The sequence below is a fragment of the Inhella gelatinilytica genome (genome assembly GCF_016093295.1).
In the GTDB taxonomy this organism is placed as follows: Bacteria; Pseudomonadota; Gammaproteobacteria; order Burkholderiales; family Burkholderiaceae_C; genus Inhella; species Inhella gelatinilytica.
Genome location: NZ_JAEDAL010000002.1, coordinates 568930 through 585303 on the forward strand (window position 1 = coordinate 568930; position 16374 = coordinate 585303).

Here is a 16374-nt window from a genome sequence, read left to right on the forward strand (position 1 = left end):
CATGGACAGCTTGCTCAACACCATTCACAGCCCGGCCGATTTGAAGGCCTTGAGCCGGGCCGACCTGCACCGCTTGGCCGACGAATTGCGCCAATACGTGGTCGATTCCGTTTCCAAGACGGGCGGTCACTTTTCGAGCAACCTCGGCACGGTCGAGCTGACGATTGCGCTGCACGCGGTGTTTGACACCCCGCGCGACCGCATCGTGTGGGACGTGGGCCACCAGACCTACCCGCACAAGATTCTGACCGGGCGGCGTGAGCGCATGCACACGCTGCGCCAGTTCGGGGGCTTGTCCGGCTTCCCGCGCCGGGATGAAAGCGAGTACGACACCTTTGGCACGGCACACAGCAGCACCAGCATTTCCGCCGCCCACGGCATGGCCATGGCGGCCAAGCTCAAGGGCGAGGAGCGCCGTGCGATTGCCGTGATCGGCGATGGGGCCATGACTGCGGGTATGGCCTTCGAAGCCTTGAACAACGCGGGCGTGGCCCATGGGGGCCTGATGGGCGATTTGCTCGTCATCCTCAACGACAACGACATGTCGATCAGCCCGCCGGTGGGGGCGCTGAACAAGTACCTCAGTCGTCTCATGAGCGGCCGGCTCTACGACGACGTGCGCGAAGGGGCCAAGGCGGTGCTGAAGAACACGCCGCTTTATGAGTTTGCGCGCCGCTTTGAAGAGCACACCAAGGGCATGTTTGTGCCCGGCACCATCTTTGAGGAGTTTGGCTTCAACTACGTCGGTCCGATCGACGGGCATGACCTTGACGCCTTGATCCCAACGCTGGAGAACCTCAAGCACCGCAAGGGCCCGCAGTTCCTGCACGTGATCACCAAGAAGGGTCAGGGCTACAAACTGGCCGAAGCCGACCCGGTGAAGTACCACGGCCCGTCGCCCTTTGACCCCGTGAAGGGCATCGAGGCGCCGGCCAAAGCGCCCAAGACCAGCTTCACCCAGGTTTTCGGCAGCTGGTTGTGCGATCAAGCCGAGGCCGACCCCCAATTGGTTGCCATCACCCCCGCCATGCGCGAGGGCTCCGGCATGGTGGAGTTTCACAAGCGCTACCCGACGCGCTACTTTGATGTGGGGATTGCCGAGCAGCACGCGGTGACCTTCGCCGCCGGCCTGGCCTGCGAGGGGCTCAAGCCCGTGGTGGCGATCTATTCAACCTTTCTGCAGCGGGCCTACGACCAACTCATCCACGATGTGGCGCTGCAGGATTTGGACGTTTTGTTCGCGCTGGATCGCGCGGGCCTGGTGGGGGCCGATGGGGCGACCCACGCCGGCAACTACGACATCGCCTTCACGCGTTGCATCCCGAAAATGGCCGTGCTGACCCCGGCCGACGAGCGGGAGTGCCGCCAATTGCTGTCCACGGGCTACCAACACCGCGGCCCGGTCACCGTACGCTACCCGCGCGGGGCCGGGTGCGGCGCCGACCCCGGCCGGGATCTCGCGGTCCTGCCCTGGGGCCGGGGCGAGCAGCGCCGTGCGGGCCAGGGCGGCATCGCGATCCTGGCGTTTGGCACCTTGCTCTACCCAGCGCTGCAGGCGGCTGAACGCCTGGATGCCACGGTGGCCAATATGCGGTTCGTGAAGCCACTGGACACCGAGCTGGTCGAGCAGCTGGCGCGTGAGCACCGTCTGCTCGTGACCGTCGAGGACGGCTGCGTGATGGGTGGCGCCGGCAGCGCGGTGCTGGAGCACCTGCAGCAGGTCGGCCTGACCGTGCCGGTGCTGCAGTTGGGCCTGCCCGATGCCTTCGTCGAACACGGGGACCCGGCGCTGCTGATGGCGCGCTGCGGCCTGGATGCCGAGGGGTTGGAGCGCCAGATCCGGGCGCGCTGGGCCCGTCTGAATGGATAAACGCTTGATGAGCCCGACGCCCTTGCACCATCCCATCCCCGACACGCAAAGCGAGCGCGATGAGCGCCACTTGGCCATTCAGCAGGTGGGCGTCAAACGCGTGCGCTTTCCGCTGCAGCTCAAACTGGGTGCCCAGATGCAGGGCACGGTGGGGGAATGGTCCCTGGATGTGGCCCTGCCCGCCGAGAAAAAGGGCACGCACATGTCGCGCTTCGTGGCATGGCTGGAAGCGGGGGCCGATTTGGCCTTCGATGCCGCCCTGCTGCGGGCCCGCCATGTCGACATGCTGAACCTCCTGGGGGCCGTCAGTGGGCGCAGCGAGGTGAGCTTCACGTTCTTCATCAAGAAGCGGGCGCCGGTGTCGGGCATTGAGAGCCGGCTGGACCACCAGGCGCGCTGGATCGTCGAGACCGATGCCCAAGGGCACACGCGGCTGTGGCAAGAAGTGGCGGTGCCGGTCAAGTCGCTGTGCCCTTGCTCCAAGGAAATCAGTGATTACGGCGCTCACAACCAGCGCTCGCTGGTCACGATTCGGGCGGAGCTGCTGGGGGACGACCTGCCGTTCGCGCAGCAGGTGCGTTTTGCCGAGGAGTCGGCCTCCAGCGAGTTGTGGCCGCTGCTCAAGCGCGCGGACGAGAAGTGGGTCACCGAGCGGGCCTACGAGAACCCCCGTTTTGTCGAAGACCTGGTGCGTGAAGTGGCGCTGCGCTTGAACAAAGAGCCCCGTATCGGGCACTACCGCGTTGAAGTGGAGAACTTCGAGTCGATTCACGCGCACTCGGCGTTTGCGGTCATCGAGCGCTGAGGGCAGGCCTCACTCGAATAGCCGCAAGTCGCGCACCTTGCCCACCAGCTGGGCCGCGCTGCTGACCTGCATCTTGCGCATCAGGTTCTCGCGGTGTTTGTCCACGGTCTTGGGCGAGAGGTGCAGGTGCTCGGCCATCTGCGCGTTGCTTTGACCTTCGCAAATCATCCGGGTGATTTGCAGCTCGCGGGGAGTGAGTGCCAATTGGGTGGTGTCGGCCGCCCTTTGTACGCCCGGCTCGATGACGTGCTCGCCGCGCAAGACGCGCTTGAGGGCTTCAATGAGGTCGGTGCCACTGCCGGCCTTGGGCAGCACCCCGTGGAGGCCCAGATCCACCAGCTGTCGCAACACCACCGGCGATTGCGCCCCGGTGAGGGCCACGATGCGCAGGGCGGGGTGGCGCTGCTTCAGCCAGGCCGCCAGGGCCGCGCTGTCGCCGCCGGGCATGTGGTAGTCCAGCAGCAGCAGGTCGGGTTGGTGTTCGGCCACCAGGGCTTGAAGGGTTTCCAGCGTGGCCGTCTCCGCCACAATTTGCCACCCGGGCTCCAGGCCCAGCAAGAGTTTGAGGCCCTCCCGAAACATGACATGGTCGTCCGCCAGCAGCAGTCGTACCGTCGCAGTGGGGGCGCTGGTGCGCGTCATCGTCATGCTGATGCTGGGGTTGGCGGGGGCGCTGGGATTCTATGGAGGATGGGCGCAGGCGGCCCCGCAGACAGGGGTCTGTACCGCAGCGCTTGAATCCCAAACCCTGGCGGCGTGCGGCCGCTCCGAGCGCCCAGAGTGGGGCGCGGTGCACGGGCGTTGGCTGCGTATTGACCTGGAGGCCCAGCAGGCCCTGGAGCGACGATTGGCGCTGGGGGTGCCGGACGTGGAGCACCTGGCCCTGTGGATCGAGCATCCCGGGGCGGCACCGCGCCGGCTCCTGGAGCTGGATGCCGGCGCGGCGTATTCGGACCGGCCCATCCAAGCCCCTCGGTTGGCGCTGCCCGTGCCCCTGCAGCCGGGCTTGCAGACCCTGTGGCTGAACTATCGGGTCCATGCCGAGGGGGTGCTGCAGCCGCGTCTACTCAGCCCCGATGCCGAACGGGCCCGACAAGGCCGGGTGGACCTGATCAACGGCCTGCTGTTCGGCGTGTTGTTGAGCCTGGCGGTGCTGGTGTTGGTGATGAGCCGGGTGGCGCCCGGGGCGGCGTACCGCGCCTATGGGGCCTATGGCCTGGTCTTGCTCACCGGTGTGGGGTCGCTCCTGCAGACCGAAGGGTATGCCTTCGCCGCGCTGTGGCCCCAGGCCGCGGGCTGGAACCAGGTGGCCCCGCGGGTCCTGGGCATGTTGGGTCTGGTGGCCCATGCCTTTTTTGCGCTGCGTTTCCTGCAGTTGCCCCGGTCGCAACCTCGAGTGGCTCTTGCCCATCAGGTCTGGATGGCGCTGGCCTTGCTGGCCTTGTACCCCGACGTTCACGACACCTGGGCTGTGGCCCTGGCGCTGGCCTATGTGCCCTTGGCGCTGGGGGCCGCCTGGCGGGCCTGGCGCCAGGGTCTCGCGGGGACGGCGCTCTACGGCCTGGGCGTTCTGAACCTCATGGTGTGGACCGTGGTGCTCTTTGGCCTGGGCGTGCTGGGGCGCAACCCGTTGCCGGCGCTGGACTTCATCGAGTTCCCCAAGATTGGTTTGGCGTTGGAAGCTGCGTTTCTGTCCGCGGCCCTGGTGCAGCGGGCGCGCGAGCAGGCCCAGCGCCTGGCCGAGCAGCGCATGCGCCGCCTAGCCGAGGCGGAGGAATTGGCCGAGGCGGAGTCGCAGCGCCGCGCCGCACTGGAGTTGGCGCAGCGGCAGGGCTTGCGCTTGGCTGGGGCCAGCCACGACATCTCGCAGCCTCTGGCGTCGCTGCGCTTTGCCATCGAGGCGCTCAAGCGGACCGACGCCCCGACGGCCATTGCCCAGCACCTGGACCGCACGGTGGCCTATGCCCAAACCCTGCTGGGCGATTTGATTGAGCAAACCCGGGCGGAGCTGCCACCCACGCCCGATCGGCTCTCGGTGGCGGCTTGGCTTGAGGAAGTGGCCGCGGGTCACCACGCCGCGGCGTCAGCCCGTGGCCTGCAGCTTCGGGTGCGCGCACCGGGTGGCAGCTTGCAGGGCTCGCAGCTCATCCTCGCGCGCATCTTGCACAACCTTGTGGGGAATGCCGTGCGCTACACCCAGCGCGGGGGCGTGCTCCTGGCCGCACGCCGGCGCAGCGGCGGCTGGTGGCTGCAGGTTTGGGACACCGGGCCCGGTCTGACGGCCGCGCAATTGGACCGACTGCAGCGCCCCTTTGAGCGGGGCGACACCGAACACCCGGGCTACGGCCTCGGGCTCTTCATCGTCAAGGGCTTGTGTGCGCAGTGCGGCTACGACTTCCAGGTGATCAGCCGCCCCGGGCGCGGTTCCCGGTTTGCAGTCTGGGTGCCGGACTGAGGCGACCAAGGGCAGCGATTCAACCCACGATTACGGTGGATACCGTATCGGCTTGAAGGGGGGTGATTTCTAGCATGGCTGCATGCTGAAACACCTTCTCCCCCACCCGGCCACGCTTTGGCGGGCCGCCCTTCACGTCAGCCATGGGGCACGCCATTGGCGCGCGCTGAGCTCGCAGCCGCGGCTGGACGTGGTTTTCATCACCAACGTGCGCGACGAGGCCGAGCGGCAGCGCTTTTTTGCCGTCCCGCAGCTGCGCGAGCAGCATGCCAGTGGGCCGCGGGTGTCCCTGCAGGGCATTGAGGCGCAAGTGCGCGGCTTCAACATCACAGCCGCCGAGCTGCTCACCCGCGACGGCCGCAAGTTGGCGCGTGAGCTGTTCATCGACTGCGTGCGCTGGGCGCAAGAGCAGGGGGCGCGCGTGGTGCTGCTGGCGGCCTCGACCAAACGGCTGTTCGGGCGGGATGGCGGCGAGCTCAAAGCGATGTTCCCGGAGCTGGTGTTCACCATCGGTGACAACGGCACGGCCTGGCTGCTGGCGCAGGATGCCGAACGGGCCCTGAAGCTGTGTGCTCAAGCGCGCCCCCGCATCCTCGTCGTGGCGCCTTATGGGATTCTGGGCCGCGCGGTTTCGGCCCACTTGGCCGGCCTGGGCCATGACGTCGTCGGGTGGGGCCCGACGGACAAGCTGCTGGCCGATTGGTCGGCTGAGAGCGGCCTGCCGGCCCGCAATCGCCTGGCGGACATCGGTCCCGTGGACTTGGTGATCACCTGCAGCCACAGCCCTGAAGCCCAGCTCACCGCCGAACGCCTGCGGGGCCTGCGCCGCGGTTCGGGCTCCCTGGTGGTGGTGGACGTGTCGGAGCCTGCCAATGTCGAGCCCGCGGCGCTGGCTGCTTGCCAGGACTGGGTGCTGCGGCAGGACGCGGGCAACGCGCACGCGGCGGGCTTGCGCTACGGCCTGGGCCCCTTGGGCTGGCGGCGCCTTCACCTGTCGCGTGGCACGGTGTTCGGCTGCTTCGCCGAAGCCATGGCGCTGCACCACACGATTTTCCGGCGTCATTCGAGCCTGGCCCTGCGCCGAGATTGGTTTGAGGTCTCGGCCTTCAATCAGTTTGTGGTGGCCGAAGCCTTTGCTGAGCTGGGCGTGGGCTTGCCCGCGCCGCATTGCTTTGGGCGCCCGCTGGGCCTGGAGCCGCGGCTGTCGGTGGCGGCATCCCCCTTGGCCCGCGCCTAAGGAGCTCAGTCCATGGCCCATTCTTTGTTTCAGTCGCGGCGCATGGCCGCCGTGCTCTGCGCCCTGGCTCTGTTGCTCACGGGTTTCTTCGCGGTGCTCAACCTGCGGGTGCCGTCGGCCGGCATCGTGCAGGACGCCCTGCTCGACACAGACAACCGCTACGCCCGCTGGGATGCCGAAGCGCGAGACCGCAGCTTCGTCAACCAGGGCGAAGCCCTCAGCCTGGTGCTGAGCTTTCCGCAGGGCATGGACCGGGCGGCCCTGGATCAGGTGCTGCGGCTGACCGACGAGGCCCAGGCCCTGTTCCCCGAGGGCAGGGTGTGGAGCCTGGCGCGCAACGCCGTCGACTACCAGGCCGACGGGGCCACGCTGCGCAGCGAACCTTGGCTCAGCGCGGCGCGCCTGGCCCGGACCGACTTTGACCTGGCGGCTTGGCGTGCCGGTGTTGCGGCCGACCGCAGCGTCCTCGGCACCCTGGTGGGTCCGGCGTTTGACCACACGCAGATCCTCGTGTTTCTGCCTGCCGACTATGACGAGCAGGGCGTGGTGGACCGGATCGCCGAGCACCTGGAGCAGCGCAGCATCTCCAAGCTGGAGTGGTTGCTCTGGAAGGGGGACATTCAACCGGTTGCCGCGTATGCCAATGTCTCCTTGGGCGGTTGGTCTGTGGCGCGCGGCTTGATGCACTACGCGCTGATTTCGGACGTGATGCGCTACTCCACGCTCGGCCTGCTGCTGGCCACGCTGGCGGCGGTGTTCTCGCTGGGGTCCTGGCGCCAGGCGCTGCAGGTCAGTGGCTTGATCCTGATTTCCTTTGTGGTGGCACGGGGCTCCATCACCTTGATGGCGGACTGGGGGCTGCGCTTCTGGGGGCACCCGGTGTATGAGCGCGTGTACTTCCTGCTCGTGATGTCGGCCTTGATCGTTTCGGGCTTGTCGCTGTTCGTCCGCGCGTTTGAGGCCTTCAACGAGCAATGGCGCGCGGACCCCGAGGCCGATGCCGCCGAACTCTGGCGCCGCGTGCGTCCGCAGCAGGCCCGCTTCAACGTGGTGATTGCCATTGCTGTGCTGAACTTCGCCACCCTGCCGCAAATTGGCATTCGGGGGCTGCTGGAGGTGGGCGTGCTCAGTGCCATCGGCTTGCTGACCCAGCGCTTGATGGTCTCGACCCTCCTGCCGGCGATGCATGTGTGGCTGGGCGGACGGCCGCAAGAGTTGGCGGGGCGCTGGCCCGGCATGCAGGCCTATCAACGGGCGGTCCGGCGGGTGCCGCGCATGGCTTACGCGCTGCTGCAGCGCCTGGGCCCGCAGCGGGGGCTGGCGCTGGCCCTCGGGCTCACGGGGCTGAGCCTGGCGGCGGCTCTGGGGGTGGTGGTGCACGATGCCCGTCACCCCGCCGAAGCCCGCTGGATTGCCGTGCAGGAGCGCCCCATCGACTACCTGCCCGGCACCATCGTGGACCGGGCCCGCCACCTGCTCAATCGCCCGGATGGCTTGGGCTTTGCCCGCCTGAACTTCCTGGCCCAGCCCAGCGGTGGCGGTGAGGTGACCGACCCGCAGTTTTTGGCCGATGTGGCCGCGCTGCAGCGCCGCATGGCCATGCTGCCGGGAGCCCTGCCGGTGCGTTCGGTGCTGGACAAGCTTGCCGAGGTGCAGGCCAAGACGGAGGGGCTACCCCTGGTGGGCGATGGGCTGGGTGCGTTGCCCGCCAGCACGGCGCAAGCCCACGAGCAGTTGCAACTGATTCGCTGGGACTTCGCCGACGCGGCCTTGGCGGACTATTTCTGGGCCCGCGATGGCGTGGTGGTCTTCGCCGCCCACGCGGCAGACAACTCGCGCGACCTGCGGCAGTTTGCCGACGCCGTGATGCAGCTGGCCCAGGCGGAGTTTCCGCGTCTGCGGGTGTTGCCCTTTGGGCGGTTGCACACCTATCACCAGACCGACGAGTACATCAGCCAAGGCAAGCCGCTGAACGTGCTGCTCTCGTTCCCGCTGGTGCTGGGCATTTGCTGGTTCTGGTTGGTGTGGGCTCAGCGAGGGGGCTCTGCCGGCTCGCAGCTGTCGCCTTGGCGCGGAGCGCTGGCGCTTTGCCTGCCGTTTGTGTTCGCCTACGCCCTGGTGATCGTGGTGATGGCCCTGTTTGGCTTGCCCTTGGACCAAGCCACGGCCTGCGCCACCGCCTTGGGCATCAACGCGGCGGTGGACTTCGGCTTTTACTTGCTGGAAGACTTCCGCCAAGCCCTGGCCCAGCGGGGGGATGCAGAGGCCGCGCTTCACGAGGCGCTGGCCGAGCGGGGGCAGGTCACGGTGATTGACGCCAAGCTCAACACCGTGTGCTTCAGCCTGCTGTTGATGTCCAGCTTTGTGCCCATCCAACGCCTCGGTCTTCTGCTCATCTTGCTGCTGTTGGCCTGCGCCTTTGGCGTGCTCTTCTTGATGACGGGCGTGCTGCGCCACTGCGTGCGTCGCCGCGCGTCCGCCCCCCAAACCCAACCGGAGCTGAGCGCATGAGCGGTCTTGTTTCCCTATCGACTGGCGGCACCAGCCGCCGCCAAGCGGTGCTGACCCTCGCCGTCTTGACGGGCCCTTGCGCCTGGGCCCGCGACGCGGACGATGCCCTGGGCACGGTGCGCGACCTGTGGGCGCGCTACCGCCTGGGTGTTGAGACCGAGCAGGAAACGGTGCGCGTGCGTGTTGAGCGGGAGGGGCAAGCGCCCGAGCTCAAGCGCTTGCAGCGCAGCCTGCGCTTTCGTCCCGATGGCGGCTTCATCGTGCTGGTTCGCTTCCTGGAGCCGGCGTTGGACAAGGGCCTGAGCCTGCTGATCGAACAGTCGCCCGGCAAGCCCGCGCTCATGGCGCTGCGCATGCCCAGTTGGCCGCAGGCCCGGCGTATCGCGGGGGATCGCGAGGCGCGCAGCTTCGGGGGCACGGACCTGACGTTTGAGGACAACCGTCAATTGCTGGGCGAGGCCGTGGCGGACTGGCAGTACCGCGCGCTGGAGGGCGGGCGCATCGAAGCCCAGCCGCGCGCGGGCACCGCCAGCGGTTATGGGCGTCGGGTGTTGCAGGTGACGGCCGAAGGGGGCTTGGCCCAAGTGGATTACTTCGACGCGGCGGGGCGCTGGCTCAAAACGCAGCGCCAGGACGGTCTTCAGGTGGGGCCGGGCGGGCGCTGGCGCGCGGACCGGGTGGTGGTGAGCGTGGCCGGCGGGCGAAGCCTGTTTGAGGTCGAGCAGCGCCAGTTTGGCTTGAACCTGACCGAGGCTTGGTTTCAGGCCCAGCTGGCCGCATGAACGCGCTGCGTTGGAGGCCTTGGGGGATGAGCGTCGCCCTGGCCTTGGGGCTCCCGGGTTCGGTGCTGGCTCAAGGACTCAGCGCTCCCCAGATGGAGGCGCTGGCCTTGTGGGCGCCGTCAGGCCAGCGCGAAGCGGGCCTGCGGGCCCAGTGGGAGTGGGAGACGAACGCGCAGGACGGGTCGAACCAGTCCTGGGTCCGCCAAGCCCGGCTGCGGGTGGATGCTCAGGCCCGGCAGGGGCAGGGGACGGGGCTGCGTTTGGGTGAAGTTTGGCTTCAGGGGGAAGCAGTCGGAGCTGGCGCGCCGAGAGCCGGCGGCTCGTGGCAGTGGCGACTGGGGCGGCAGGTGTGGGCCTGGGCCTTGACGGACACGGTCAGCCCTGGGGATCTCGTCAACCCGCGCGATGCCACCGACCCGACGCGCCCCGTGCACCGCGCCCTGTGGGGCGGCACCGTGCGCTGGCAGTCCGGGGCCGCCGAGCTGGAGGCGCTGCTGGCTCGCTCGGAGGCTGCACCGCTGCCCCACGGGGCCTGGGCGATGCCCCTTCCCCCCGGGCTGGTGTGGGCGCAACCGGCTTCGCCGGGCGGCTTGCTGGCCCTGCGCGCTCGCTGGCGCACGGCCGAAGGGGCCGAGTGGCGCTGGGTGGCCGCCCACGGGCCCAGCGTGGCGCCGGTCTTGAGCGCGACGCCCAATGGCTTGCAGGCGTGGCAGCCGCGCCAGCACAGCCTGGTGCTGCAGGCCCTGCGGCCGCTGGATGGCCAGAGCTTCATCCGGGCGGAACTGGCGCGCTTTTGGAAGGGGGCGAACGGCGAGTCGGGCGGGGCAGCGTTCACCCAGTGGGTGCTGAGCGTGGACCGCGAATGGGCCTGGGGTGAGGGCAGCGTTTACGGGCTCTTGCAGTGGCAGGACAGCCGCGGCGAGCGGTCGAGCCTCGGCCCCGACCTGCGCCGGGCTTTGGATGGCCAGTGGCTGGGGCGCCTGCAATGGCGCGGGGATGATGGGCGCCAACTGCAGTTGGAAGCCGTGGGGCGCCGCGGCGAGAGCCTGCTGCGGATTGCTTGGATTCAGTCCTGGGCGGGGCAGTGGGAAACCGAAGCGGGGTGGCAGGCTGTAGAGGGGCGCTCTGGGCAGTTCTGGCACGCCTGGGCGGTCAACGATGGCGCCTATGTGCGCCTGCGTTGGCGGGGCGCCTGAGGCGGCTCCTGGAGTGTCGCCCGCAGCGCCGCCTCAAACGGGGCGGCCAGCCGGTGGCGCGGGCGTTGCAGCGGGCGCAGGAGCGTCAAGCGAAAGGGCAAGGTCCAGTCCAAAGGCCGCGCGACCAGCTCCGGGCCGGCGCAGGCCCGTGCAGTGAACGGGTTGACGATGGACAGACCCAAGCCGGCCGCCACCAGGGCGCATACCGCTACCGCGCTGTGGGTTTGCAGCCGCAGCACGCGCGCGACGCCTGCGGCCGCAAACGCGGCGTCGATCTGACGCCGGTAGGGGTCGTCATCCGCCAAGCTGATGAAGGGTTGCCCCCCGAAGTCGGTCAGGCTCAGGCGCGCACGCTGGGCCAAGGGGTGGTGTGCCGGCAGCACGGCCAATTCCGCCGTTTCGGAGAGCGGCTCGCTTTCGCAGCCGGGCGGGGGCTGCACCTGTTCCGTGAGAGCCACATCAAAGCGTTGGGCGGCCATGGCCTCCACCAGAGACATGCCCTCGGCAGGTGTGAGGTCGACGTGCGCTTCGGGGTGCTCCAGGGCGAACCTTTTGAGCACTGCGGGCACCAGGGCGTGGGCCAGCGCGGGTTGGGCCAGCACCTGCAGGGGCTGGGCTTCGGCTTGCGCCAGCGCCAGGGCCCGCGATTGCACGGCCGCCAGCCCTTGGTAGTGCTGCTGCACTACTTCAAACAGGCTGTGGGCAGCGGCGGTGGCCCGCAATCGCCCCCCAGTGCGCTCAAAGAGGGCGTAGCCCAGTTGCTGCTCCATGCGGGCGAGCTCACGGCTGAGCGTGGGTTGGCTGCTGTTCAGGGCCTGGGCTGCGGCACTCACGCCCCCCGCTTGCATCAAGGCGCGAAACACGTCGATCTGGCGGTGGGTCATGGGCATGCTCTCAGCATATCCAAAATGGATTGACAGGCAAAAAATAAGTATTGGACTGAATGGATTGGGCGGCGCATGCTCGCAGCCATGAACACACTGGATCTCTCACCTCGCACCCTCCAGACCCTGGCCCACACCCATGGCACCCCGCTGTGGGTGATGGATGCCCCCACCATTCGACGGCAGGTCGAGCGGTTGCGGGCCTTTGACGCCATCCGCTACGCCCAAAAAGCCAATCCCAACACCCATGTGTTGCGCCTGATGCGCAGCCTGGGCGTCAAGGTGGATGCCGTCAGTCGAGGCGAAGCCCTGCGCGCGCTGGCCGCTGGCTACTGCGGAGGGGCCGCCCGCGCTCCGCTGGCGGAGGCCGCAGCGGCGGAGATCGTTTACACCGCCGACCTGCTCGACCGCGAAAGCCTGGACTTCGTGGTGCAGCAGGGCTTGGTGGTGAATTGCGGCTCCCTGGACATGCTGCATCAGCTCGGGGCGCGCAGCCCGGGCCACGCGGTCTGGCTGCGGCTGAACCCGGGTTTTGGCCACGGCCACAGCCGTAAAACCAACACCGGTGGGGAGGGCAGCAAGCACGGGATTTGGCACACCCAATTGGCTGAAGCCTTGGCGGTGATCCGAGCAACGGGCTTGCGCCTGTTGGGGCTGCACATGCACATCGGATCGGGGGTGGACTATGGCCATTTGGCGCAAGTCGGGGCCGCCATGCTGGCGGCGTTGACGGTGGTCCACGCGGCCGGGATGGACGTTCACGCCGTGTCTGCGGGCGGCGGCTTGTCCATTCCGTACCGCGCGGGCGACCCGGCGGTCGATACCGATCACTACTTTGCCTGCTGGGATGCACCCCGCCGCGCCGCGGAGGCCTTGTTTGGCCACCCGCTGCACCTGGAAATCGAGCCGGGCCGGTTCTTGGTGGCCGAGGCGGGGTGCCTGCTGACCGAGGTCCGCGCCGTCAAGCGTCAGGGCGCGGTGGACTATGTGCTGGTGGATGCCGGCTTTAACGAGTTGATGCGCCCGGCGATGTACGGCGCGCACCACGGCCTGCGTTTGATCCCGGCGGACGAGCGCAGCGCGGGCGCGCTCCAGCCCACTGTGGTGGCAGGTCCGCTCTGTGAAAGCGGCGATGTCTTCACGCAGGGTGAAGGCGGCGAGTTGCGCCCGCAACCCCTGCCGCCGGCGGTGGTGGGGGATCTGCTGGTGGTCGATCACACGGGGGCCTATGGCAGCGCCATGAGCAGCAACTACAACAGTCGCCCGCTGGCCGCCGAGGTGCTGGTGGACGGGGCGACGGCCCGACTCATCCGCCGTCGCCAAAGCGTGGAGGAGCTGCTGGCGCTGGAGGCGGTTTGATCGCCTTTTCCGATGGCGGTCATTTAATTAATCAAAACTAACGAGTGCGTGCAGTCGATACAGTTCACTCCATACCAACCCACCCCTGAGGAGTGATTCATGTCCCTGATCAACACCACCGTGGCCCCGTTCAAGGCCGATGCTTTCCACAACGGCCAGTTCGTGACCGTGTCCGACGAAAGCCTGAAGGGCAAGTGGTCGGTGCTGGTGTTCATGCCCGCAGCCTTCACCTTCAACTGCCCGACCGAAGTGGAAGACGCCGCTGAGCACTATGCCGAGTTCCAAAAGCTGGGCGCCGAGATCTACATCGTCACCACCGACACGCACTTCGCGCACAAGGTGTGGCACGAGACCAGCCCGGCCGTGGGCAAGGCCAAGTTCCCGCTGGTGGGTGACCCGACCCACGCGCTGACGAACGCCTTTGGCGTGCACATCCCGGAAGAAGGCTTGGCCTTGCGCGGCACCTTCGTGATCAACCCCGAAGGTCAGATCAAGACCGCCGAAGTGCACGACAACGCCATCGCCCGTGACATGAAGGAGACCCTGCGCAAACTCAAGGCCGCCCAGTTCGTCGCCACCCACCCCGGTCAAGTGTGCCCGGCCAAGTGGGACACGGGTGCCAAGACGATCACGCCCTCTCTCGACCTGGTCGGCAAGATCTAAAGCACGGATCAGCCGACTGCGCGGGCCGATCTTGGGCCTGCGGTGCTCGCCGTACGGGAGTACGGCTGTGCGCTGCAGAGCCAACCTCGACCCGCTCGCGACGGCTGCTCTCGCGCTTTTTCTGATGCTTTTGCTTTTGAATTTTCATCAGCACGCGGCCTCATGATTGGGGCTGCTGGCTGAGCTCGCCTCAACCGGACGCCCACCATGCTCGACGCCGCCCTGAAAACCCAGCTCCAGGCCTATCTGGAGCGCGTGACGCAGCCTTTTGAGATCGTCGCCACGCTCGACGACTCGGGCAGCAGCCAGGAGATGCTGGCGCTGCTGCAGGACATCGCTGCGATGTCCGACAAGATTCAGCTCCGCACCGACGGCCAGGACGCCCGGCGCCCCTCGTTCAGCTTGCAGCGCCAGGGCACGGCGATGAACCTGCGCTTTGCGGCGATTCCCCTGGGCCATGAGTTCACCTCTCTGGTGCTGGCGCTCCTGTGGGTGGGCGGGCATCCGCCCAAGGTGGCGCCTGCGGTGATTGAGCAGATCCAGGCCTTGGACGGCGACTATCGCTTCGAGGTCTATATGTCCCTGAGCTGCCACAACTGCCCGGATGTGGTGCAGGCGCTTAGCTTGATGGCGGTGCTGAACCCGCGGGTGCAGACCACCGTCATCGACGGCGCCCTGTACGAGGCCGAGGTCACGGCCCGCAACGTGATGGCCGTGCCCTGTGTCGTGCTCAATGGTGAGATCTGGGGCGCGGGCAAGATGGCGCTCGAAGAGATCGTGGCCAAGCTGGACACCGGTGCCCAAGCCCGTGAGGCGGCCCTGCTCAGCGCCAAGGCCCCGTACGACGTGCTCATCGTGGGGGGCGGGCCCGCTGGCGCGGCGGCTGCGGTCTATGCCGCGCGCAAAGGCATTCGCACGGGGGTGGCGGCCGAGCGTTTCGGTGGCCAGGTCAACGACACGCTGGCGATCGAGAACTACATCTCGGTTCTGGAGACTGATGGCCCCAAGTTCGCGGCGGCGCTGGAAGCCCATGTCAAAGCCTATGACGTGGACGTCATGAACTTGCAGCGTGCCGACAAGCTGGTGCCCGCAGCCGAGCCTGGGGGCTTGATCGAGGTGCAACTCGCCAGCGGAGCGACGCTCAAGAGCAAGACGGTCATCCTCTCCACCGGTGCGCGCTGGCGCAATGTCAACGTGCCGGGCGAGCAGGAGTACAAAAATAAGGGGGTGGCTTACTGTCCGCACTGCGATGGCCCCTTGTTCAAGGGCAAGGATGTGGCCGTGATCGGGGGCGGCAACTCCGGCGTGGAGGCCGCCATCGACCTGGCCGGCGTCGTGCGTCACGTCACCGTGTTCGAGTTCATGCCGGAGCTCAAGGCCGATGCCGTGCTGGTCAAGAAGCTCAAGAGCCTGCCCAACGTCACCGTGCACACCCACGCGCAGACGATGGAGATCACCGGCGCGGACGGCAAGGTCAATGGCCTGCGCTACAAGGACCGCAAGACCGAGGCCGAGCACCTCGTGCCGCTGCAGGGGGTTTTCGTTCAGATCGGTCTGGTGCCCAACACCGAATGGCTCAAAGGCACGGTGGAACTGAGCCGATTTGGCGAAGTCGTCGTGGACGCCAAGGGGGCGACTTCGGTGCCCGGCGTGTTCGCTGCGGGGGACTGCACGACGGTGCCCTTCAAGCAAATCGTCATTGCGGCCGGTGACGGCGCCAAGGCAGCGCTGGGTGCGTTTGATGCGCTCATGCGGATGCCGGTGGGCACCTGAGGGTTCTGGAGCCCCCCAACTGGGGGCCACGGACTCCCCCTTTTGTGGGATGTCCGCGCAGTTACAAGCTGTTTCAATCGGTTCACGCAACACGCAGGGGGTTTGCATGAACGACTGGCAACTGGCGCCGCTGATGGCCGGACTGACGGTGGGGCTCGCTTTTGGTGGCGGTGTGGTGGCCCTCTGGGCGGAGCGGCGGCGCCGGGCTTGGCGGTCATTTGCCCAACGCGCCGAGCAGGCGCGTCAGCATTTGCTTCAGCAAAACACCCAAGCCCGCAAGCAAGTGGAATTGGTGCAAGCCGAGCTGAATGCGGCCCGCCACCTGTTGGCGGTCCACTCCGCGCAGACCGGTCAGTCGCGTTTCCCCGACGGCGCGGCGACCCCAGGGCGTACAGAGCCAGCCGGCCCCGTTATTGGGTACCTGCAAACGGATTTGGAGCGCAGCGCGGATGGGTTCGCCTCCACACAAGTCGTTTGGCGTGCGCATTGATGGGTGATGCGGAAGGCGGGCCGGACGTGGCCTCGCGTCCAGTGGCCCACCTAACATGCTCGCAATCCTGTTTTTCCATAGACTGCGCGCATGAAACCTTATGACATTGAGCTGCAACGACTGAAATCCATTCGCCATGACAAGGGCATGGTGGAGGTGAGCGTCGACGCCCTGGTGGCTGCGCGGCCGCTGCGCGACGAAGGCGCCTCGACGTCCGTGTTACGCCTGCCCGTGGAGCACGCCCGCACGCTGCTGATCTTGCTCAAGCAAAACCTCGCCGAATTGGACAAGCTCCAGCCGCGCAGCCGGCGTTCCGGCCGCGCCTGAGGCGCTCGGCCCCGGGCTGGCG

The 16374-nt window shown here is 67.6% G+C and carries 14 protein-coding genes; 12 read left to right on the forward strand and 2 right to left on the reverse strand.

The window, feature by feature from the left end; all coding sequences use genetic code 11:
- Position 1: 1 nt before the first annotated feature.
- Together dxs and folE2 are read left to right on the forward strand one after the other, a co-directional pair.
- Positions 2-1870 (forward strand): 1-deoxy-D-xylulose-5-phosphate synthase, encoded by a 1869-nt coding sequence (gene dxs / locus I7X43_RS07545; protein ID WP_198100291.1) that lies wholly within the window; start codon positions 2-4, stop codon positions 1868-1870.
- A 7-nt stretch (positions 1871-1877) separates the two neighbouring features.
- Positions 1878-2675 carry a GTP cyclohydrolase FolE2 gene (gene folE2 / locus I7X43_RS07550; RefSeq protein WP_198100292.1) on the forward strand — a complete coding sequence of 266 codons (798 nt, stop codon included), beginning with the start codon at positions 1878-1880 and terminating at the stop codon, positions 2673-2675.
- Positions 2676-2684: 9 nt separating this feature from the next.
- On the opposite strand, the gene I7X43_RS07555 is transcribed toward folE2, so the two are convergent.
- Positions 2685-3323: a LuxR C-terminal-related transcriptional regulator gene (locus I7X43_RS07555; protein ID WP_198100293.1), complete on the reverse strand. Its 639-nt coding sequence runs from the start codon at positions 3321-3323 to the stop codon at positions 2685-2687.
- Here I7X43_RS07555 and I7X43_RS07560 point away from each other — a divergent pair.
- The 5 genes from I7X43_RS07560 to I7X43_RS07580 all read left to right on the forward strand — a co-directional run bounded on the left by I7X43_RS07560 (position 3307) and on the right by I7X43_RS07580 (position 10856).
- Entirely contained in the window at positions 3307-5130 is a 1824-nt protein-coding gene (locus tag I7X43_RS07560; RefSeq protein WP_198100294.1) for a sensor histidine kinase, read from the forward strand. The two genes, I7X43_RS07555 and I7X43_RS07560, sit on opposite strands and share 17 nt — an antisense overlap.
- Positions 5131-5212: 82 nt before the next feature.
- The gene (locus I7X43_RS07565) at positions 5213-6367 is read left to right on the forward strand and encodes a glutamyl-tRNA reductase (protein ID WP_198100295.1); all 1155 of its coding nucleotides are present in this window, start codon (positions 5213-5215) and stop codon (positions 6365-6367) included.
- 12 nt (positions 6368-6379) lie between these two features.
- Positions 6380-8878, forward strand: coding sequence for an RND transporter family protein (locus I7X43_RS07570; RefSeq protein ID WP_198100296.1), 2499 nt, complete (start codon positions 6380-6382; stop codon positions 8876-8878).
- A complete protein-coding gene (locus tag I7X43_RS07575; protein ID WP_198100297.1) occupies positions 8875-9660 on the forward strand; it encodes an outer membrane lipoprotein-sorting protein in 786 nt (261 codons plus the stop codon). Before I7X43_RS07570 ends, I7X43_RS07575 begins: the two co-directional genes overlap by 4 nt.
- A 26-nt stretch (positions 9661-9686) precedes the next feature.
- On the forward strand, positions 9687-10856 hold the full coding sequence (locus tag I7X43_RS07580; RefSeq protein WP_198100298.1) for a hypothetical protein: 1170 nt from the start codon (positions 9687-9689) through the stop codon (positions 10854-10856).
- On the opposite strand, the gene I7X43_RS07585 is transcribed toward I7X43_RS07580, so the two are convergent.
- Positions 10826-11746, reverse strand: a complete 921-nt coding sequence (locus tag I7X43_RS07585; protein WP_198100299.1) for a LysR family transcriptional regulator — start codon at positions 11744-11746, stop codon at positions 10826-10828. The two genes, I7X43_RS07580 and I7X43_RS07585, sit on opposite strands and share 31 nt — an antisense overlap.
- 81 nt (positions 11747-11827) lie before the next feature.
- Between I7X43_RS07585 and lysA the strand changes: the two genes are divergently transcribed.
- The 5 genes from lysA to I7X43_RS07610 all read left to right on the forward strand — a co-directional run bounded on the left by lysA (position 11828) and on the right by I7X43_RS07610 (position 16352).
- Entirely contained in the window at positions 11828-13099 is a 1272-nt protein-coding gene (gene lysA / locus I7X43_RS07590) for a diaminopimelate decarboxylase (protein WP_198100300.1), read from the forward strand.
- 99 nt (positions 13100-13198) lie between these two features.
- Positions 13199-13762 carry an alkyl hydroperoxide reductase subunit C gene (gene ahpC / locus I7X43_RS07595; protein WP_198100301.1) on the forward strand — a complete coding sequence of 188 codons (564 nt, stop codon included), beginning with the start codon at positions 13199-13201 and terminating at the stop codon, positions 13760-13762.
- A gap of 207 nt (positions 13763-13969) precedes the next feature.
- A complete protein-coding gene (gene ahpF, locus I7X43_RS07600) occupies positions 13970-15535 on the forward strand; it encodes an alkyl hydroperoxide reductase subunit F (RefSeq protein WP_198100302.1) in 1566 nt (521 codons plus the stop codon).
- 106 nt (positions 15536-15641) lie between these two features.
- On the forward strand, positions 15642-16025 hold the full coding sequence (locus I7X43_RS07605) for a hypothetical protein (RefSeq protein WP_198100303.1): 384 nt from the start codon (positions 15642-15644) through the stop codon (positions 16023-16025).
- A gap of 90 nt (positions 16026-16115) precedes the next feature.
- A complete protein-coding gene (locus tag I7X43_RS07610; protein WP_198100304.1) occupies positions 16116-16352 on the forward strand; it encodes a hypothetical protein in 237 nt (78 codons plus the stop codon).
- Positions 16353-16374 lie beyond the last annotated feature (22 nt).